At 70.2% G+C, this 18,259-nt stretch carries 17 protein-coding genes; 2 read left to right on the top strand and 15 right to left on the bottom strand.

The genetic code is table 11. The features are described from left to right. Positions 1-29: 29 nt before the first annotated feature. The 14 genes from nuoL to ACIQTO_RS15170 form a co-directional block, all read right to left on the bottom strand. Complete coding sequence (gene nuoL / locus ACIQTO_RS15235; RefSeq protein ID WP_402388044.1) at positions 30-1,943, bottom strand: NADH-quinone oxidoreductase subunit L; 1,914 nt, start codon at positions 1,941-1,943, stop codon at positions 30-32. 14 nt (positions 1,944-1,957) lie between these two features. Then, positions 1,958-2,257: an NADH-quinone oxidoreductase subunit NuoK gene (nuoK, locus tag ACIQTO_RS15230; protein WP_209412994.1), complete on the bottom strand. Its 300-nt coding sequence runs from the start codon at positions 2,255-2,257 to the stop codon at positions 1,958-1,960. Further along, the gene (locus tag ACIQTO_RS15225) at positions 2,254-3,177 is read right to left on the bottom strand and encodes an NADH-quinone oxidoreductase subunit J (RefSeq protein ID WP_402388043.1); all 924 of its coding nucleotides are present in this window, start codon (positions 3,175-3,177) and stop codon (positions 2,254-2,256) included. Before ACIQTO_RS15225 ends, nuoK begins: the two co-directional genes overlap by 4 nt. Continuing rightward, complete coding sequence (gene nuoI, locus ACIQTO_RS15220) at positions 3,174-3,767, bottom strand: NADH-quinone oxidoreductase subunit NuoI (RefSeq protein ID WP_402388042.1); 594 nt, start codon at positions 3,765-3,767, stop codon at positions 3,174-3,176. Before nuoI ends, ACIQTO_RS15225 begins: the two co-directional genes overlap by 4 nt. A 5-nt stretch (positions 3,768-3,772) precedes the next feature. After that, the gene (gene nuoH / locus ACIQTO_RS15215) at positions 3,773-5,116 is read right to left on the bottom strand and encodes an NADH-quinone oxidoreductase subunit NuoH (protein WP_402388041.1); all 1,344 of its coding nucleotides are present in this window, start codon (positions 5,114-5,116) and stop codon (positions 3,773-3,775) included. Continuing rightward, complete coding sequence (locus ACIQTO_RS15210) at positions 5,113-7,758, bottom strand: NADH-quinone oxidoreductase subunit G (protein ID WP_402388040.1); 2,646 nt, start codon at positions 7,756-7,758, stop codon at positions 5,113-5,115. Before ACIQTO_RS15210 ends, nuoH begins: the two co-directional genes overlap by 4 nt. Then, on the bottom strand, positions 7,755-9,116 hold the full coding sequence (gene nuoF / locus ACIQTO_RS15205) for an NADH-quinone oxidoreductase subunit NuoF (protein ID WP_402388039.1): 1,362 nt from the start codon (positions 9,114-9,116) through the stop codon (positions 7,755-7,757). The genes ACIQTO_RS15210 and nuoF overlap by 4 nt, the downstream gene beginning before the upstream one ends. Beyond that, complete coding sequence (nuoE, locus tag ACIQTO_RS15200; protein WP_402388157.1) at positions 9,116-9,835, bottom strand: NADH-quinone oxidoreductase subunit NuoE; 720 nt, start codon at positions 9,833-9,835, stop codon at positions 9,116-9,118. The genes nuoF and nuoE overlap by 1 nt, the downstream gene beginning before the upstream one ends. Positions 9,836-9,852: 17 nt before the next feature. Continuing rightward, the gene (locus tag ACIQTO_RS15195; RefSeq protein ID WP_402388038.1) at positions 9,853-11,208 is read right to left on the bottom strand and encodes an NADH-quinone oxidoreductase subunit D; all 1,356 of its coding nucleotides are present in this window, start codon (positions 11,206-11,208) and stop codon (positions 9,853-9,855) included. Further along, entirely contained in the window at positions 11,208-11,927 is a 720-nt protein-coding gene (locus ACIQTO_RS15190; RefSeq protein WP_402388037.1) for an NADH-quinone oxidoreductase subunit C, read from the bottom strand. The genes ACIQTO_RS15195 and ACIQTO_RS15190 overlap by 1 nt, the downstream gene beginning before the upstream one ends. After that, positions 11,924-12,478 carry a NuoB/complex I 20 kDa subunit family protein gene (locus ACIQTO_RS15185; protein ID WP_380573973.1) on the bottom strand — a complete coding sequence of 185 codons (555 nt, stop codon included), beginning with the start codon at positions 12,476-12,478 and terminating at the stop codon, positions 11,924-11,926. Before ACIQTO_RS15185 ends, ACIQTO_RS15190 begins: the two co-directional genes overlap by 4 nt. Before the next feature lie 116 nt (positions 12,479-12,594). Continuing rightward, complete coding sequence (locus ACIQTO_RS15180) at positions 12,595-12,954, bottom strand: NADH-quinone oxidoreductase subunit A (RefSeq protein WP_387883284.1); 360 nt, start codon at positions 12,952-12,954, stop codon at positions 12,595-12,597. 686 nt (positions 12,955-13,640) lie between these two features. Continuing rightward, on the bottom strand, positions 13,641-14,384 hold the full coding sequence (locus tag ACIQTO_RS15175; RefSeq protein ID WP_402388036.1) for a response regulator: 744 nt from the start codon (positions 14,382-14,384) through the stop codon (positions 13,641-13,643). Further along, positions 14,381-15,466, bottom strand: coding sequence for a sensor histidine kinase (locus ACIQTO_RS15170; RefSeq protein ID WP_402388035.1), 1,086 nt, complete (start codon positions 15,464-15,466; stop codon positions 14,381-14,383). Before ACIQTO_RS15170 ends, ACIQTO_RS15175 begins: the two co-directional genes overlap by 4 nt. 188 nt (positions 15,467-15,654) lie before the next feature. On the opposite strand from ACIQTO_RS15170, the gene ACIQTO_RS15165 reads away from it, so the two are divergent. After that, positions 15,655-16,275 (top strand): hypothetical protein, encoded by a 621-nt coding sequence (locus ACIQTO_RS15165; protein ID WP_402388034.1) that lies wholly within the window; start codon positions 15,655-15,657, stop codon positions 16,273-16,275. A gap of 13 nt (positions 16,276-16,288) precedes the next feature. Here the strand turns inward: ACIQTO_RS15165 and ACIQTO_RS15160 are convergent, their stop codons facing one another. Further along, entirely contained in the window at positions 16,289-17,224 is a 936-nt protein-coding gene (locus ACIQTO_RS15160; protein ID WP_402388033.1) for a DMT family transporter, read from the bottom strand. 208 nt (positions 17,225-17,432) lie between these two features. Between ACIQTO_RS15160 and ACIQTO_RS15155 the strand changes: the two genes are divergently transcribed. Beyond that, positions 17,433-18,098, top strand: a complete 666-nt coding sequence (locus ACIQTO_RS15155; RefSeq protein WP_402388032.1) for a TetR/AcrR family transcriptional regulator — start codon at positions 17,433-17,435, stop codon at positions 18,096-18,098. The last annotated feature ends 161 nt before the right edge of the window (positions 18,099-18,259 follow it).

The following is an 18,259-nucleotide window of genomic DNA, read 5'->3' as shown; positions in this document are numbered from 1 at the left end:
TCCCCGACGGTCTGTGTAATCCCAATCCATCAGACGGACCTCATCAGGAGAGTCGTGGCGACCAGCACCAGCGTGCCGCCGAACATGGAGAGCGCGTACGAGCGGACATAGCCGTTCTGGATCCGCCGCAACCGGCTGGAGATCCCGCCGATGGTGGCGGCCAGGCCGTTGACGAAGCCGTCCAGGCCGCGGCTGTCGAAGTAGACCAGCGCCGCGGTGAGCGCCGAGCCGGGGCGGACCAGGACGGCGTGGTTGAAGTCGTCCTGGAGGAGGTCGCGGCGGGCCGCCCGGGTGAGCGGGGAGCCGACCGGCGGCACCACGGGGACGGTGGAGCGGCCGTACATCAGGTACGAGAGCGCGACACCGGCCAGCATGCAGACCATGGTGAGCAGGGTGACCACCAGCGGGCTGAGCGGCGAGTTGCCCTCGGAGTGTCCGGTGACCGGCTCCAGCCAGGTGACGAAGGAGTTGTTCAGGACGAAGAGCCCACCGGCGAAGACCGAGCCGAAGGCGAGCACGATCATCGGGATGGTCATGGTGCTCGGCGACTCGTGCGGGTGCGGGTCGTTGCCGTCCGCGTCCGGCTGCCAGCGCTTCTCGCCGAAGAAGGTCAGGATCATCACCCGGGTCATGTAGAACGCGGTGATCGCGGCGCCGACCAGGGTGCAGAGGCCGAGGATCCAGCCCTCCGTGCCGCCTTTGGCGAAGGCCGCTTCGATGATCTTGTCCTTGGAGAAGAAGCCCGACAGGCCGGGGAACCCGATGATGGCCAGGTAGCCGAGGCCGAAGGTGACGAAGGTGATCGGCATGTACTTGCGCAGTCCGCCGTAGTGACGCATGTTCACCTCGTCGTTCATGCCGTGCATGACCGACCCGGCGCCGAGGAAGAGCCCGGCCTTGAAGAAGCCGTGGGTCACCAGGTGCATGATCGCGACGGCGTAGCCGATCGGGCCAAGGCCCGCCGCCAGGATCATGTAGCCGATCTGCGACATGGTCGAGCCGGCCAGCGCCTTCTTGATGTCGTCCTTGGCGCAACCGACGATCGCCCCGAACAGCAGGGTGACCGCGCCGACCACCACCACGGCGGTCTGGGCGTCCGGCGCCAGGTTGAAGACAGTCCCGGAGCGGGTGATCAGGTAGACGCCGGCGGTCACCATGGTGGCCGCGTGGATCAGGGCCGAGACCGGGGTCGGGCCCTCCATGGCGTCCCCGAGCCAGGACTGCAGCGGCACCTGGGCGGACTTGCCGCAGGCCGCCAGCAGCAGCATCAGCCCGATGGCGGTCAGCTTGCCCTCGCTGGCCTGGCCGGCCGCGCCGACCGTCCCCTCCGTGCCGAGGATCGGGCCGAAGGCGAAGGAGCCGAACTCCACGAACATCAGCATGATGGCGATGGACAGGCCCATGTCGCCGACGCGGTTGACGATGAACGCCTTCTTGGCGGCCGTCGCGGCGCTCGGCTTGTGCTGCCAGAAGCCGATCAGCAGGTACGAGGCCAGGCCGACGCCCTCCCAGCCGACGTACAGCAGCAGGTAGTTGTCGGCGAGCACCAGCAGCAGCATGGCCGCCAGGAAGAGGTTCAGGTACGCGAAGAAGCGTCGCCGGCGCTCGTCGTGCGCCATGTAACCCACCGAGTAGAGGTGGATCAACGTGCCCACGCCGGTGATCAGCAGGACGAACGTCATCGAGAGCTGGTCGAGTTGGAACGAGATGTCGGCCTGGAACCCGTTCACCGGGATCCAGCTGTACAGGTGCTCCGTGATCGAGCGGTCCTCGGCCTCACGGCCCAGCAGGTCCGAGAACAGCGCGAGCCCGAAGCCGAACGAGAGCGCGGCCAGTCCGGTGGCCAGCCAGTGGCCGAACCGGTCGAAGCGGCGACCACCGAGGAGCAGCAGGACGGCACCGGCCAGCGGAGCCGCCACCAGCAGCGGAATGAGAGAGTTCACCGAAGGCCCTCCGCCTACAGCTTCATCAGGTTGCTGTCATCGACCGAAGCCGAGTGCCTGGTACGGAAGATGGACACGATGATGGCGAGACCGACCACGACCTCGGCCGCCGCGACCACCATGGTGAAGAACGCGATGATCTGGCCGTCCAGGTTGCCGTGCAGCCGGGAGAACGTGACCAGTGCCAGGTTCGAGGCGTTGAGCATCAGCTCCACGCACATGAACAGCACGATCGCGTTCCGCCGGATCAGCACGCCGGAGGCGCCGATGGTGAACAACAGGGCGGAGAGATAGAGGTAGTTGACCGGATTCACTCCGCGCCCTCCTCGTCGTGGCCGGCCGACGCCGGCCGGTTGTTCGGCACCGGCTCCAGCGCCTTGCGCGGGCCCGTGACCGGCGGGCGCTCGGACGGCGGACGGCCCAGCCAGTCGGCGGTGGTCGACTCCAGCTCGGCCATCCGCCGCAGCATCTCCTGGCTGACGTCGCGGATCTGGCCACGCTCGCGCAGGGTCTCCATCACCGAGTCCTCGGCGACGGTGCCGTCCGGCAGCAGAGCCGGGATGTCGACCGCGTTGTGCCGGGCGTAGACGCCGGGCGCGGGCAGCGGCGGCAGCTGGATGTTGTCCTTGACCCGCTGGGCGGCGAGCTCGCGCTGCGTCTTCGGGGCCGTCACGTGCTCGCGGTGGGTCAGCACCATGGCGCCGATCGCGGCGGTGATCAGCAGTGCGCCGGTGACCTCGAAGGCCCAGACGTACTTGGTGAAGATCAGCCGGGCCAGACCCTGGACATTGCCCTCGGCGTTGGCCTCGGCGAGACCGGTGAAGGTGTCCAGCTTGGCGTTGGCGATGCCGGCGATCAGCAACACGCCGAATCCGAGCCCGCAGAGGACGGCGGCGAACCGCTGGCCCTTCAGCTGCTCCTTCAGTGAGTCCGCGCTGGTGACACCGACCAGCATCACCACGAACAGGAACAGCATCATGATCGCGCCGGTGTAGACCACGATCTGCACCACGCCCAGGAAGACCGCACCCTGGGCCATGTAACAGACCGCCAGGGCGAGCATGGTGGCGGCCAGGCAGAGCGCGCTGTGCACGGCCTTCCTCATCGCCAGCATGCCGAGCGCTCCACCGACGGCGATCACCGCGAGCACCCAGAACTGGACGGCCTCGCCGGTGGAGGTCGTCCCGGTGGCGGCGAGGGCCGCGCCGCGCTCCGCGAGATTCAGGGCGGTCACTGCTGGGCCTCCTTCTCCCGGTCGGTGCGCTCCTGCTGGACCGTGCCGGGCGCCGCCGCGGTGATCTCGCCCCGGTAGTAGGCGCCCTCGTCGGCGCCCGGGAAGATCGAGTGCGGGCTGTCGACCATGCCTTCGGAGAGGCCGACCAGCAGCTGCTCCTTGGTGAAGATGAGGTCCTTGCGCGAGGAGTCCGCGAGTTCGTACTCGTTGGTCATGGTGAGCGCGCGGGTCGGGCAGGCCTCGATGCAGAGACCGCAGAGGATGCAGCGGGCGTAGTTGATCTGGTAGACCACCCCGTACCGCTCGCCCGGCGAGTAACGCTCCTCCTCGCGGTTGTCGGCCCCCTCCACGTAGATCGCGTCGGCCGGGCAGGCCCAGGCGCAGAGCTCGCAGCCGATGCACTTCTCCAGGCCGTCCGGGTGCCGGTTCAGCTGGTGGCGGCCGTGGAAGCGCGGAGCGGTGGGCTTCTTGAACTCCGGGTACTGCTCGGTGATCCGCTTCTTGAACATGGCCTTGAAGGTCACGCCGAAGCCGGCGGCCGGCCCGAGGACGGATGGCTTGTCGGTCCTGTCGTTCTCGTCGGACGACATCGCGGTCAGCTCCCTTCGGAATGGTCGGCCCCGTTGAGGGCGTCCTGGAGTTGCTTCGGGGCGCGGCTGCGCCGGCGCGGGACCGGCGGGAGCTGCTGACCGGGCAGTGGAGGCACCGGATAACCGCCGGCCATCGGGTCGAACTCGTCACCGGGCGGCGCGCCTTCGGCGTCCGGCCCGGCCGGTTCGGGCTTTCGCCGCAGGGCGTCCCGCAACAGGACGAGCAGCAGGATCGCGCCGGCCGGCGCACCGACGTACAGCACCACCTCGCCGAAGTCGTAGCCCTCGTTCCGCAGGGCCCGGACGCTGGCCACCATGACCAGCCAGACCAGCGAGACCGGGATCAGGACCTTCCAGCCGAGCTTCATGAACTGGTCGTAGCGCAGCCGGGGCAGGGTGCCGCGCAGCCAGATGAAGAAGAAGATCAGCAGCTGGATCTTCAGCGTGATCCAGAGCATCGGCCACCAGCCGTGGTTGGCCCCCTCCCAGAAGGTGGAGACCGGCCAGGGCGCCCGCCAGCCGCCCAGGAAGAGCGTGGAGGCGACCGCCGAGACGGTGACCATGTTGACGTACTCGGCCAGCATGAACATCGCGAACTTCAGCGAGGAGTACTCGGTGTTGAAACCGCCGACCAGCTCGCCCTCGGCCTCCGGGAGGTCGAACGGCGCCCGGTTGGTCTCGCCGACCATGGCGATGATGTAGACGATGAAGGAGACCGGTAGCAACACCGCGAACCAGGTCGGCTGCTGCGAGGAGACGATCTCCGAGGTGGACATCGAGCCGGAGTAGATGAACACCGCCGCGAAGGACAGGCCCATCGCGATCTCGTAGCTGATCATCTGCGCCGAGGAGCGAAGCCCGCCGAGCAGCGGATAGGTCGAGCCGGACGACCAGCCCGCCAGCACGATGCCGTAGATCCCGACCGAGGCGGTGGCCAGGATGTACAGCAGCGCCACCGGGAAGTCCGTCAGCTGCAGCGGGGTCCGGGTGCCGAAGATCGACACCTCGTCGCCGGCCGGGCCGAAGGGGATCACCGCGAAGGCCATGAAGGCGGGGATCGCGCAGACGATCGGGGCCAGGATGTAGACCGCCTTGTCGGCGCCCTTGACCACCAGGTCTTCCTTGAGCGCCAGCTTCACGCCGTCGGCGAGCGACTGCAGCAGGCCCCACGGACCGTTCCGGTTGGGGCCGATGCGCAACTGCATCCAGGCCACCACCTTGCGCTCCCAGACGATCGAGATCAGCACGGTGCCGACCAGGAACACGAAGCAGAAGACGGCTTTGAGCAGGACCAGCCACCAGGGGTCGCGGCCGAAGAAGCCCAGGGTCTCGTACGCGGCGAGGTTCATCGGTGCTCCCCCTCGGCGGTCGGGGCGGCGGCCTGGTCGGCGGCCGCGGCACCGGGGGCGGCCGGGGCGGCGCCCTGTCCGGCGCGCTCGGCTCCGGTGCCGGTAGCGGTGCCGTCGGCCGTGTCGGCAGTGCCGGTGTCGACGGCGATCGTGTCGACGGCGATCGTGACCAGGTGGCCCACGGTGGTGCCCAGCGCGCGGTGGGCGCCGCCCGGGGTGGAGTTGAGCGGGATCCAGACCGTACGGTCCGGGATGTCCTTGGTGATCTCCAGTGGCAGGGTGAGCGATCCGGCCGGACCGGTCAGCCGCAACGCCGGCCGGAGGGCCGCGGCGGCCGACCCCGTGGAGGCGGCGGCGGGTACGACGGTGGCCCCGATCTCCTCGGCGGTGGCCGGTGAGATCCGGGCGACGGCCGGATGCCGGGTGCCGGCCAGGTGCGGATCGCCCTGCTGGAGCGAGCCGTTGTCCAGCAGCTGACGCCACCCCGCGAGCACCGCCTGGCCGGTGGCCGGCCGGGGCAGCAGCGCGGGGTGGGCGGCGGGAGCGGCGGGGTGGTCGCCGGTCCACGGCTCGAACCGGTCCAGCTCCAGCCGGGCGGCCCGGACGTCGGGCAGGCCCAGCCGGTGGCCCAGCGCGTCCGCCAGCATGTTCAGCACCCGGAGGTCCGGGTACAGGTGCCGGCTCATCTGCTGGTCGGGCTTGAGCGCGGCCTCGAAGATCCGCACCCTGCCCTCCCAGTCCAGGAACGTTCCGGCCTTCTCGGCCACGGCGGCGACCGGGAGCACCACATCGGCCCGCGCGGTGACCGCGGACGGACGCAGCTCCAGCGACACCATGAACGGCACGGCGGCCAGCGCCTCGTCCGCGAGCGCCGGATCCGGCAGGTCGTCCGGGTCGACGCCGCCGACCAGCAGCGCGTCCAGCCCGCCGTGGGCGGCGGCCGCGAGGATCTGGTCGGTGTCCCGGCCGAGCCGGGCCGGGAGTTCGGCCACTCCCCAGGCGGCGGCGGCCTCGGCCCGGGCGGCCGGAGCGGTGACCGGACGCCCGCCGGGCAGCAGCCCGGGCAGCGCGCCCGCCTCGACCGCGCCGCGTTCGCCGGCCCGGCGCGGGATCCAGGCGAGCCGGGCGCCGGTGGCGTGCGCGAGGCGCAGCGCGGCGGTCAGCGCACCCGGAACGGCGGCCAGCCGCTCGCCGGCCAGGATGACGGCCCCGGGTGTGCGGAGCAGCTCGGCGGCGCGGCCGGCGTCGTCGTTCAGCGGCTCGTCGGCGGCGAGGGCGGAGAGCCACTCCGCCTCGGTGCCGGGTGCCGCGGGCAGCAGTGCGCCGCGCAGCTTGGCGAGGCCCCGGGAGCTGTGGGAGGCGATCGAGAACACCTTGAGGCCGGCGGCCCGGGTGGCCTTGCGCAGTCGCAGGAAGACGATCGGCGACTCCTCCTCGGGCTCGAAGCCCGCGAGCAGCACGGCCGGGGCGGCCTCCAACTGCTCGTAGTCGACGCCGGCTCCCCCGAGGTCGACACCCCGGCCGGCGACGGCGGCGGCCAGGAAGTCCGCCTCCTCGCCGCTGTGCGGGCGGGCCCGGAAGTCCACGTCGTTGGTGCCGAGCACCACCCGGGCGAACTTGGCGTAGGCGTAGGCGTCCTCGACGGTGACGCGGCCGCCGGTGAGCACCCCGGCGCGGGCGCCGCGCAGTCCCTCGGCGGCCCTGGCCAGCGCCTCCGGCCAGGAGGCCGCGACGAGTTCGCCCGTCGCGGCGTCACGGACCAGCGGGGTCGCCAGTCGGTCGCGCTGCTGCGCGTAGCGGAAGGCGAACCGGCCCTTGTCGCAGTTCCACTCCTCGTTGACCGCCGGGTCCTCGCCCGCGAGGCGCCTCAGCACCTTGCCGCGCCGGTGGTCGGTGCGCTGCGCGCAACCGGAGGAGCAGTGCTCGCAGACGCTCGGCGAGGAGACCAGGTCGAACGGACGGGAGCGGAAACGATAAGCCGCCGAGGTGAGCGCGCCGACCGGGCAGATCTGGATGGTGTTGCCGGAGAAGTACGACTCGAAGTCGTCACCCTGGCCGGTGCCGACCTGCTGGAGGGCGCCGCGCTCGACCAGGTCGATGAACGGGTCCCCGGCGATCTGCTGCGAGAAGCGGGTACAGCGGGCGCAGAGCACACAGCGCTCGCGGTCCAGCAGCACCTGGGTGCTGATCGGCACCGGCTTCTCGTAGGTCCGCTTCATCCCCTCGAAGCGGGAGTCGGTGTCCCCGGTGGACATCGCCTGGTTCTGCAGCGGGCACTCGCCGCCCTTGTCGCAGACCGGGCAGTCCAGCGGGTGGTTGATCAGCAGCAGCTCCATCACGCCGCGCTGGGCCTTCTCCGCGACCGGCGAACTGACCTGCGTCCGGACCACCATGCCTTCGGCGACCGGAATCGTGCAGGAGGCGACCGGCTTGCGCTGCCCCTCGATCTCGACGATGCACTGCCGGCAGGCACCGGCCGGGTCGAGCAGCGGGTGGTCGCAGAAGCGCGGGATCTGGGTGCCGATCTGCTCGGCAGCCCGGATCACCAACGTCCCCTTGGGGACCTGCACTTCGATGCCGTCGATGGTGAGCGTGACCAGGTCGACCGCGGCCTTGGAGGTGGCTGGTTCTGTGATCGTCACGCGTGCACCTCCCTTTCGGTGGCGGACTGGTGGCCGGGGCGGGGGCCGTCGGCCCAGACGGTGGAGGCGGCCGGGTCGAACGGGCAGCGGCGCTCGGTGAGGTGCTGCTCGTACTCGGCCCGGAAGTGCTGGAGCGAGGAGATGATCGGACTGGCCGCGCCGTCGCCCAGCGCGCAGAACGACTTGCCGTTGATGTTGTCGGCGATGTCGAGGAGCTTCTCCAGGTCGCCCTCGACGCCCTCCCCGGCCTCGACCCGCTTGAGCAGTTGGACGAGCCAGTACGTCCCCTCGCGGCAGGGCGTGCACTTGCCGCAGGACTCGTGGGCGTAGAACTCCGTCCACCGGGTGACGGCCCGGACCACGCAGGTGGTCTCGTCGAAGACCTGCAGGGCCTTGGTACCGAGCATCGAACCGGCCGCGCCGACGCCCTCGTAGTCGAGCGGGACGTCGAGGTGCTCGTCGGTGAACATCGGGGTGGAGGAACCGCCCGGGGTCCAGAACTTGAGCCGGTGCCCGGCCCGGACGCCGCCGCTGATGTCCAGCAACTGGCGCAGCGTGACGCCGAGCGGAGCCTCGTACTGGCCCGGGTTGGTGACATGGCCGGAGAGCGAGTAGAGCGTGAAGCCGGGAGACTTCTCGGTGCCCAGGCCCTTGAACCACTCCTTGCCGCGCGCCAGGATCGGCGGCACCGAGGCGATCGACTCGACGTTGTTGACCACCGTCGGGCAGGCGTAGAGGCCGGCGATCGCCGGGAACGGAGGACGCAACCGGGGCTGGCCCCGGCGCCCTTCCAGCGAGTCCAGCAGGGCCGTCTCCTCACCGCAGATGTAGGCGCCGGCGCCGGCGTGCACGGTGATGTCGAGATCGGTGCCGGACCCCAGGATGTTCTTGCCGAGCAGACCGGCCTGGTAGGCCTCGGCCACCGCGGCCTGGAGCCGGCGCAGCACCGGGACGACCTCGCCGCGCAGGTAGATGAAAGCGTGGTCGCAGCGGATCGCGTAGGAAGCGATGATCATGCCCTCGATCAGCGCGTGCGGGTTGGCGAAGAGCAGCGGGATGTCCTTGCAGGTGCCCGGCTCGGACTCGTCCGCGTTCACCACCAGGTAGTGCGGCTTGCCGTCGTTCTGCGGGATGAACTGCCACTTCATGCCGGTGGGGAAGCCGGCGCCGCCGCGGCCGCGCAGACCGGAGTCCTTCACCAGCGCGATCACGTCGTCCGGGGGCATCGCGAGGGCGGCCTTCAGGCCCTCGTACCCGGCGTGGCGGCGATAGGTGGCGAGCGTCCAGGGGCGGCTGTCGTCCCAGGACGCGGACAGCACGGGGGTGAGCAGCTTCTCGGCCGGCTCGGCGGAGGTCATCACGCTTCGGTCCCTTCGTGACGGGGCGAGACGACCCGGGTGGCGCCGGTACCGGGCAGCGCCTCGCCCTTGGCCAGCCGAAGGCCGGCCAGTGAGGGCGCGCCGCCGGCACCGGACTCGTCGACGGCGCCGGGGCGCTCGTCCGGGAAACCGGCCAGGATCCGGGCGGACTCCTTGAAGCTGCAGAGCCGCGCGCCGCGCGTGGGGTGGACCTCCCGGCCCGCCCGCAGCTCGTCGACCAACTGCCGCGCGCTCTCCGGGGTCTGGTCGTCGAAGAACTCCCAGTTGACCATCACGACGGGGGCGTAGTCGCAGGCGGCGTTGCACTCGATGTGCTCGATCGAGATCTCGCCGTCCTCGGTGGTCTCGTTGTTCTTGATCCCGAGGTGCTGCTGGAGCTCGTCGAAGATCTGGTCGCCGCCGAGCACCGCGCACAGGGTGTTGGTGCAGACGCCGACGTGGTACTTCCCGGCCGGCCGGCGCCGGTACATGGTGTAGAACGTGGCGACGGCGGTGACCTCGGCGGTGGTGAGGTCCAACTGCTCGGCGCAGAACCGGATGCCGGTCGGGCTGACGAAGCCCTCCTCGGCCTGCACCAGGTGCAACAGTGGAAGCAGCGCGGACCGGGCCACCGGATAGCGGCCGATCAGCTCCTTCGCGTCATCGGCCAGGCGGGCGTACACCTCCTCGGAGTACGGCCTGGCCGGCAGCGCCGGCATCCCCAACTGGACGTCTGTCACCGGTCCACGCCTCCCATCACCGGGTCGAGCCCGGCCACCGCGACGATCACGTCGGCGACCTGGCCGCCCTCGCACATCGCCGCCATCGACTGCAGATTGGTGAACGACGGATCCCGGAAGTGGACCCGGTACGGGCGTGTCCCGCCGTCGCTGACCACGTGCACGCCCAGCTCGCCCTTGGGCGACTCGACCGCCGCGTACGCCTGGCCGACCGGGACCCGGAAGCCCTCGGTGACCAGCTTGAAGTGGTGGATCAGGGCTTCCATCGAGGTGCCCATGATCTTGCGGATGTGGTCGAGCGAGTTGCCCATGCCGTCCGGGCCGACGGCCAGCTGGGCGGGCCAGGCGATCTTCTTGTCGGCCACCATGACCGGGCCGGGGCGCAACCGCTCCAGGCACTGCTCGACGATCCGCAGCGACTGCTTCATCTCCTCCAGGCGGATCAGGAACCGGCCGTAGGAGTCGGCGCTGTCGGCGATCGCGACCTCGAAGTCGTAGTTCTCGTAGCCGCAGTACGGGTCCGTCTTGCGCAGGTCGTGCGGCAGGCCGGTGGAGCGCAGCACCGGCCCGGTGGCTCCGAGGGCCAGGCAGCCGGGCAGGTCGAGGAAGCCGACGTCGACCAGGCGGGCCTTGAACACCGGGTTGCCGGTGGCGAGTTTGTCGTACTCGTGCATCCTGGAGCGGAGGGTCTTCACCGCCTCGTGGATCTGGTCGACCGCACCGGGCGGGAGATCCTGGGCGAGGCCGCCGGGGCGGACGTACGCGTGGTTCATCCGGAGGCCGGTGACCAGCTCGAAGACGTCCAGGACGGTCTCGCGGTCACGGAACCCGTAGGTCATCAGCGTGATGCCGCCGATCTCCATACCGCCGGTGGCCAGGCAGACCAGGTGCGAGGAGACCCGATTGAGCTCCATCATCATGACGCGGATGACGCTGGCCCGGTCCGGGATGTCGTCGGTGATGCCGAGCAGCTTCTCGACCGCGAGGCAGTAGGCGGTCTCGTTGAACAGCGGAGTCAGGTAGTCCATCCGGGTCACGAAGGTGGTGCCCTGGACCCAGTTGCGGAACTCCATGTTCTTCTCGATGCCGGTGTGAAGGTAGCCGATGCCGCAGCGGGCCTGCTTCACCGTCTCGCCGTCGATCTCCAGGATCAGCCGCAACACGCCGTGCGTGGAGGGGTGTTGGGGCCCCATGTTGACGATGATGCGCTCGTCGTCGGCCCGGCCGACGGCTTCGACCACCTCACCCCAGTCGCCCCCGGTGACGGTGAAGACCCGACCCTCGGTGGTCTCGCGGGCTCCGGCCCGGGCGGCCTCTCCGGCCGCCGCCTCTCCGTAGTGCTGAGTACTCATCAGCTGTACGACCTCCGCTGGTCAGGAGCCGGGATCTGGGCACCCTTGTACTCGACGGGGATGCCGCCGAGCGGGTAGTCCTTGCGCTGGGGGTGACCGAGCCAGTCGTCCGGCATCATGATCCGGGTGAGCGCCGGGTGGCCTTCGAAGATCAGACCGAAGAAGTCGTAGGTCTCGCGCTCGTGCCAGTCGTTGGTCGGGTACACCGTGACCACCGACGGGATGCGCGGGTCGGCGTCCGGCGCGCTGACCTCCAGCCTGATCAGCCGGCCGTGGGTGATCGAACGCAGGTGGTAGACCGCGTGCAGCTCACGCCCCTGATCGTCCGGGTAGTGCACACCACTCACACCGAGACAGAGTTCGAAGCGGAGCGCGGGGTCGTCCCGGAGGATGCGCGCGGTCCGGAGGAGGTGCTCCCGCGCGATGTGGAAGGTGAGTTCGGCGCGGTCGACGACCGTCTTCTCGATCACGTCCGCCGGTTCGAGGCCCTGCTCCTCCAGTGCCCCCTCCAGCTCGTCCGCGACCTCGTCGAACCAACCGCCGTAGGGGCGTTCGGTGGCGGGCGGCAGCGCGATCGGGGCACTGAGCCCGCCGAATCCGGACGTGTCGCCGCTGCCCTGGCTGCCGAACATGCCCTGCCGGCTGCCGACCACCTCGACGGGGATCTCGCGGCGCGGCTGCTCCTGGTCACGGCGGGTCCCGGGTACCTGGTCGCTCATCGCAGCTGCCCCCGCATCTCACTCACCGGGGTGGCCTGCAGGGCCAGCGCCTCGCCCAACTCCTCGGCCCGGCGCCGGTTCGCCCCCAGCGGCTCGTGCTGGATCTTGTCGTGCAACTTCAGGATGGCGTCCATCAGCATCTCCGGGCGGGGCGGACACCCGGGAAGGTAGATGTCCACCGGGACGATGTGGTCGACGCCCTGCACGATCGCGTAGTTGTTGAACATCCCGCCCGAGGAGGCGCAGACCCCCATCGAGATGACCCACTTCGGATTGGGCATCTGGTCGTACACCTGGCGCAGGACCGGCGCCATCTTCTGGCTCACCCGACCTGCCACGATCATCAGATCGGCCTGTCGGGGGGAGCCCCGGAAGACCTCCATCCCGAACCGGGCCAGGTCGTAGCGGCCGGCCCCGGTGGTCATCATCTCGATCGCGCAGCAAGCGAGTCCGAAGGTGGCCGGGAAGAGCGACGCCTTGCGCACCCAGCCCGCGGCTGTCTCCACACTCGTGAGCAGAAAGCCGCTCGGCAGCTTCTCCTCGATTCCCATCAGATCCCTCTCAATGCCCTCAGTGCCCTCAAGTCCTGTGGTCCGTGCGCTGGTTCGGGCCTCTGCACCCGTCCGGGCTTGTCCGCCCGTTCACAAAGTCAGCGGCCGCCCCGCACTCAGTCCCACTCCAGGCCGCCGCGGCGCCAGACGTAGGCGTACGCGACGAAGACGGTGGCGATGAACAGGAGCATCTCGACCAGTCCGAAGATCCCCAGGGCGTCGAAGCTCACCGCCCACGGATAAAGGAAGACGATCTCGATGTCGAAGACGATGAAGAGCATCGCCGTCAGGTAGTACTTGATCGGGAACCGACCGCCGCCCACGGGCTGCGGGGTCGGCTCGATGCCGCACTCGTACGCCTCCAACTTGGCCCGGTTGTAACGCTTGGGCCCGGTCATTGAGGCCATCACGACGGAGCCGACCGCGAACGCCGCCGCGATGGCACCGAGTACGAGGATCGGCGCGTAGGCATTCATAGCCCCCGCTCCCTCCGTCCAGTCGTCCTTGACTGCAGATCGGAACCGACGGGTCACGCTGTGGTGAACCCGTGTTCCAGTTCCCGAGATCCACCTCATGTGAGGCAGTTCACAAAGCCTGGAACGAGCGCATCCTATGCCCGTCGGCTTGTGATCTGCGACACGCAATTCACGGCGATCTTTGTGATCTACGCCACCCCTGGAATGGTGGCGAAAGTGAACATGACCAGAGTTGTCAACGCAAAGCAGTCAAATGGTCACAGTTAGTCGTATTCATCTGCGAAGCGGCAGGTCAGGGCTTCGCTCCTATATCAACTATGCGTCGCTCAGGGCAAATTTCCAGGCATCATGTTGACGTGTTATGGCGCCTCACCCGCAGGGGTGGCGGCCCTCCGAACGTCCGCTTGACCCTTCGTTCACAAGCGCGCGAGCGTCCGTTTTCCCGGCCCGACCCGGTGCCGGCTCCGTCGTATTCGGGGGCACTGCCGAGGGCGCCGAGGGTGCCCGCGAGGACGGTGTCGAGGACCGGGCTGGGGGCTCCGAGGACCGGGCCGGGGGCTCCGAGGAGGCGCCGACGACGGGTCCACGAGGGGGTGGACCGGCCGGGCGGCGTGGTGGGCCGGCGGGTCGGGCGGCAGGTCGGGGCCTGGCGCTGCCCGAGGTCAGGCGCGCGCCCTAGGTGTTGCTCAGGAGCCGCTCTCCCACACCCAGGCCGCGACGCCGACGCGGTTGCGGGCTCCGATCTTGCGCTGGATCGTGGCCAAGTGGTTCTTCACCGTTCCGGCGCTGATGAACAGCTGCGACCCGATCTCCGCGTTGGTCGAGCCATCGGCGACAAGCTGAGCGATCTCCCTTTCCCTCGCGGTGAGTTCCTCGACGAACTCCGGCCTCGGCCGCCCCCGGGTGCCCTGCGCCTCCTGATGCGCCGCTCCTACTCCCCTTCCCCGCTCTTGTGGCTGCCTCGCCCGATGCGCGGCCTGCCGTTCGGACCGCGCCTCAAGCGGCGGCCGCAGATCCTGCTGCGACAGCTGGCGCAGCAGGCGCACCGTGACCTGCGGGCTGATCAACGCGTCCCCCGCGACCGCTGCCCGCACCGCCTCGGTGAGCAGTGCCGGTCCGGAACGCTTCAGCAGGAATCCGGCGGCGCCGGCGCGGATCGCCGCGTGCACGTACTCGTCGAGGTCGAAGGTCGTCACCACGACGACCCGGAACTCTTCACCCAACCGCCGGGTCAGCTCCAGTCCGTCCAGCCTCGGCATCCTGATGTCCGCGAGGATCACGTCCGGCCGCAACCGGTTGGCCTGTTCCACCGCCGCCTCACCGTCCTCGGCCTCACCCACCACCTCGATGTCCGGCTGGGCGCCCAGAATGATCCGGTACGCACTGCGAATCGCCTCGTCGTCGTCCGCGAGAAGGACCCGGATGCTCATCGCGCCTCCAACGGCATCGTCGCTGTGACCGACCAGCCACCGGAGCCCTCGCGCCCCGAGGCGAGCGCCCCGCCCAGTGCCTCCACCCGGGCCGCCAGCCCGGCAAGCCCGCTGCCGCGGCGGCGGGCCTCGCCGAAGCGCGTACCGGACTGCTGAGAAGCACTACCGTCGTCCTGCACTGTGACCTCCAGCCACCGCCCCTCGCGCCGAACCCGGATGTCGATCACGCGCGCGGTGGGCGCGTGCCGGCGTACGTTGGTCAATGCCTCGACCACGACCCGGTAAGCCGTCGCCGCCACCTCGCGGGGCACCCCGGGCTGGTCGGCCGGGGCGTCCAACAGCACGGTGACGCCTCCGGACTCCGCGAATCGATCGGTGAGCTCGACGAGCTCGGCCAGGCCCGGCTGCGGACCACGCTCCGGGGTGTCCGTCTCCTCACTGCGCAGCAGGTGGACGGTCCGGTCGAGCGAGGCCAGCGCCTGTTGCCCGGCCCGTTCTATCCGCTCGAACAGCGCCACCGCCCTGGCCGGATCCGAGGCTGCCAGAACCATGCCCGCCTGCGCCTGAGCGACCATCCCGCTGACGTCGTGCGCGACGAAGTCGTGGAGATCATGGGCCAGTTCGAGCCGCTGGGTCCGACGGGCGGCAGCCACCGAGCGGAGCCGGGTGTCGTCCAGCCCCCGCAGGTACAACCCCATCAGCACCGCCGGCACCGCGAGCACCGAACCGAAGCCGAAGAGCGTCAACGTGTCTTCTGGCCCGACGATGCCCTGGAACCGGGACGGCTGGAGTGCGACCGCGCCCGCGATCGTCCACGTCACCACCGCAGACCGCCGCCCGGTATCGGTTCGAAGCGTCGAGACCAACAGGACCAGGAGCGAGGCGATTTCAAGCAGACCGGCCAGCCCGCACAACCGGTCCGACTCGGTCCAGCGGCCGGCAGCCCAGATCCCCGCGGTGACCGCCAGCGAACCCGCCCCGGCCGCACCGGTCAGGACCGCCACGCCCCACCGTGCCCGCAGCCGCAGCACCCAGCCGAGCAGCACGGCGACGGGGACTACCAATGCCAGGATCTGACTCATCATCGCCTCCTTTCGACGGTCAGCTTATGAGCCACCGACGCTTGGCGCCTGTGCCGATCGGCACATTCCCGAGCCCCTTCTGAGCAGCCGGAACAGCCCGATCGGCATCTGTTGCCGCCCCCGCCCGGCCGCCAGGCTTGACCCGTCGGATCGGCCACCGTGGCCGGCCGCGAGAGGAGTTCACCGTCATGACCGACACCGTGACCACCGCCGTGTCAGTGCCCGCACACCCCGGCCTCGGCGGCCCCACGGCCGCCGCACCGGGCGTCGGCACGGTCCGCGGCCGCCGCGCCACCGCCGCCGGCGTCCCCCGCTGGGCCGATCGCGCCGCGAGGGCCACTGTCTGGACCACCGTGCCGTCCGGACTCTGGCGGGTCGCCCTCGGGCTGGGCATTCCGGTCGGCTTCAGCGGGGAGCTCGCCGCGACGACCGATCGCTACATCCCGGGTTGGGGCACCGCGTACGTCCTCCTGCTGAGCGCTCTGGCCGAAGCCCTGGCCCTCCTCACCCTCGGCCTGGTCCGCCCCTGGGGCGAGGTGGTGCCCCGCTGGGTCCCCTTGATCGGCGGCCGCGCCGTCCACCCGCTCGCCGCGATCGTCCCGGCCGCCCTGGGCTCCGGCGCTCTCGTCTGGGTGGGCATGTCGTCCCTGTTCGGCGGATGGGCGTCCGCGATGAGCAGTCCGGAAGCTCCCCATGGCACCGCCGGTCTGATCATGACCTTGTGCTACCTCCCGCTGGTCGCCTGGGGTCCGCTGGTCGCGGTCGTCACCGTTGCCTACGCCCGCCGCACCCTGGGACGGCGCCGATGACGACCGCGCCCGGTCAGACCGGCGCCGGCTCCGAAGCGGCCTCCACAGGCCTGAGTTCGTCCCGTCCCGTTCCGACGGCGGTACGGCGCCCCCATTCGGTGGCGCCCAGGACGAGAGCGCCTCCGACGAGTGCCAGCGGGCCCAAGTGGTTGCCGGCGAGAGTGATCCCGAAGACGGCGGCCCACAGCGGCTCGGTGCCGAGCAGCAGACTGACCCGGGACGGCGATGTGGCCCGGACGGCCCACATCTGTACGAAGAAGGCGAACAACGTGCAGAGCAGCGTCAGATGCAGCAGCCAGGCCCACTCGGTGGGTCCGTACGAGGCGGCGACCGTCCAGGGCAGCGGTCCGGCGAACGGCGCGGCGATGGCGAACACCGCAGTGGCGGTCGCGAGTTGGACCCAGGTGAGTCCCAAGGTATCGGTGTCCCGAATGGCCCGGACGCGGGCCATGGCAAGCACATGCACAGTCCGCACCACGGCGGCACCGAGCACCAGCAGATCACCCGGCGTCGGTGCCTTCAGCCCACCGTCGCCGGTGAGCAGGGCGACACCCACCACCGCGAGCCCGGCCGCCGCGAGAAACGTCCGCGGCAAAGCCGTACGGGCGAGCGCGCTCTCCGCGAGCGGGGTGAACACCATGGTGAGGCTGATGATCAGGCCGGCATTGGTCGCGGAGGTGTGCACCGCGCCGTAGGTCTCCAGCAGAAAGACCCCGGCGAGCACCAGGCCCAGTACGGCCCCGCCCAGCCACTCGGCCCGGCTCATCCCCCGCAGCGCCCGCTGCGCGAGCAGCCCCAGTACGGGCAGCACCAGCCCGAACCGCAGTACCAGCATGGCCACCACCGTCCCCGACTCGGCCACCTGCTGCACCGCGAGGAAGCTCGACCCCCACACCACTGCCACCAGCAGCACGGGTACATCACGAAGAAAGGACGACGAAGTGCGCATGGACAGGACCCCTCCGAAGCGAACGGAACCGACGAGGAGATTCCCGTACGACATCGGACGGATCTCGGAGCACCACAGGCCTTCTCGAAGGGCCTGCACCAAGGGCCCGCCATCTTCGCGCACCGCACCGCCCGCGATCAACGCTTTTCGGCTTCGCGCGCCTCATCCCGACGCAAAATACGACTCGCGTCGCATTAAAGTGGGGACCATGGCACCGTCGTCATCGCGCGCGCCGAAGCGACTGGAGACCACTGTGAGCGAGGGCGCTCGAACCCCTACCCCCCGCCCCGGCGGGCGCAGCGCCCGGGTGCGTGCGGACGTGGTCGCCGCGACACTGGCCGAGGTGGCCGAGAAGGCGTACGACGGGCTGACCGTCGACGCGATCGCGGCCCGATCAGGCGTACACAAGGCCACCCTGTACCGCCGCTGGGGCGGCGTGGACGGACTGGTCGCGGATGCGCTCACCGCCTCCGCCGACCAGCCCTGGCCGGTCCCCGACACCGGCGACCTCGTCACTGACCTGCGCCGGATCACCCACGAGGTCTTCGCCGTCTTCACCGACCCCGAACTGGGCCCGACCCCGACCGCGCTGATCACCGCCGCGCAGCGGTCCGACATCGGCACCGCCGCCCTGCGCGCCTTCTTCACCGCACGCCACCGCCAGGCCTCCGCAGTGACCACCCGGGCCGTCGAACGGGGCGAGCTGCCCGGCGGAACGGACGGCGCCGAAGTGGTCCGGGCAGCGACAGCCCCGCTCTACTACCGCCTGTTCGTCACCGGCGAGCCCCTGGACGCCCGCACCGCCGAGCAAGCCGCCGACGCCGCCGGCCTCGCCGCCCGCGCCGGCCTGTTCACCGCACCCTCCGACATCTGAAGGCCCGCCCCTCCTCGAACCACCACCGCCCCACGGCGGCCACCCACGCCCAGCTGGACACCACCGCCCACAGCCGCTGTCGATGGCGACAGCAACGACGCCCTCGGATACCTACGCGGATACCAAGGCATACGCCCCCGGGCACCAACGCAGACGCCACG

This window comes from Kitasatospora sp. NPDC091207, assembly GCF_044768625.1.
Taxonomy (GTDB): Bacteria; Actinomycetota; Actinomycetes; order Streptomycetales; family Streptomycetaceae; genus Kitasatospora.
The sequence above is the reverse complement of the archived record's forward strand: the minus strand, read 5'-3'. Positions and strand labels throughout refer to the sequence as shown.

Coding starts and splice junctions, on each gene's coding strand:
- nuoI (WP_402388042.1), bottom strand. CDS start 3,767: ATGTCGTCCGACGAGAACGACAGGACCGACAAGCCATCCGTCCTCGGG.
- nuoH (WP_402388041.1), bottom strand. CDS start 5,116: ATGAACCTCGCCGCGTACGAGACCCTGGGCTTCTTCGGCCGCGACCCC.
- nuoF (WP_402388039.1), bottom strand. CDS start 9,116: ATGACCTCCGCCGAGCCGGCCGAGAAGCTGCTCACCCCCGTGCTGTCC.
- nuoE (WP_402388157.1), bottom strand. CDS start 9,835: ATGCCGGCGCTGCCGGCCAGGCCGTACTCCGAGGAGGTGTACGCCCGC.
- ACIQTO_RS15195 (WP_402388038.1), bottom strand. CDS start 11,208: ATGAGTACTCAGCACTACGGAGAGGCGGCGGCCGGAGAGGCCGCCCGG.
- ACIQTO_RS15190 (WP_402388037.1), bottom strand. CDS start 11,927: ATGAGCGACCAGGTACCCGGGACCCGCCGTGACCAGGAGCAGCCGCGC.
- ACIQTO_RS15185 (WP_380573973.1), bottom strand. CDS start 12,478: ATGGGAATCGAGGAGAAGCTGCCGAGCGGCTTTCTGCTCACGAGTGTG.
- ACIQTO_RS15180 (WP_387883284.1), bottom strand. CDS start 12,954: ATGAATGCCTACGCGCCGATCCTCGTACTCGGTGCCATCGCGGCGGCG.
- ACIQTO_RS15175 (WP_402388036.1), bottom strand. CDS start 14,384: ATGAGCATCCGGGTCCTTCTCGCGGACGACGACGAGGCGATTCGCAGT.
- ACIQTO_RS15170 (WP_402388035.1), bottom strand. CDS start 15,466: ATGAGTCAGATCCTGGCATTGGTAGTCCCCGTCGCCGTGCTGCTCGGC.
- ACIQTO_RS15165 (WP_402388034.1), top strand. CDS start 15,655: ATGACCGACACCGTGACCACCGCCGTGTCAGTGCCCGCACACCCCGGC.
- ACIQTO_RS15160 (WP_402388033.1), bottom strand. CDS start 17,224: ATGCGCACTTCGTCGTCCTTTCTTCGTGATGTACCCGTGCTGCTGGTG.
- ACIQTO_RS15155 (WP_402388032.1), top strand. CDS start 17,433: ATGGCACCGTCGTCATCGCGCGCGCCGAAGCGACTGGAGACCACTGTG.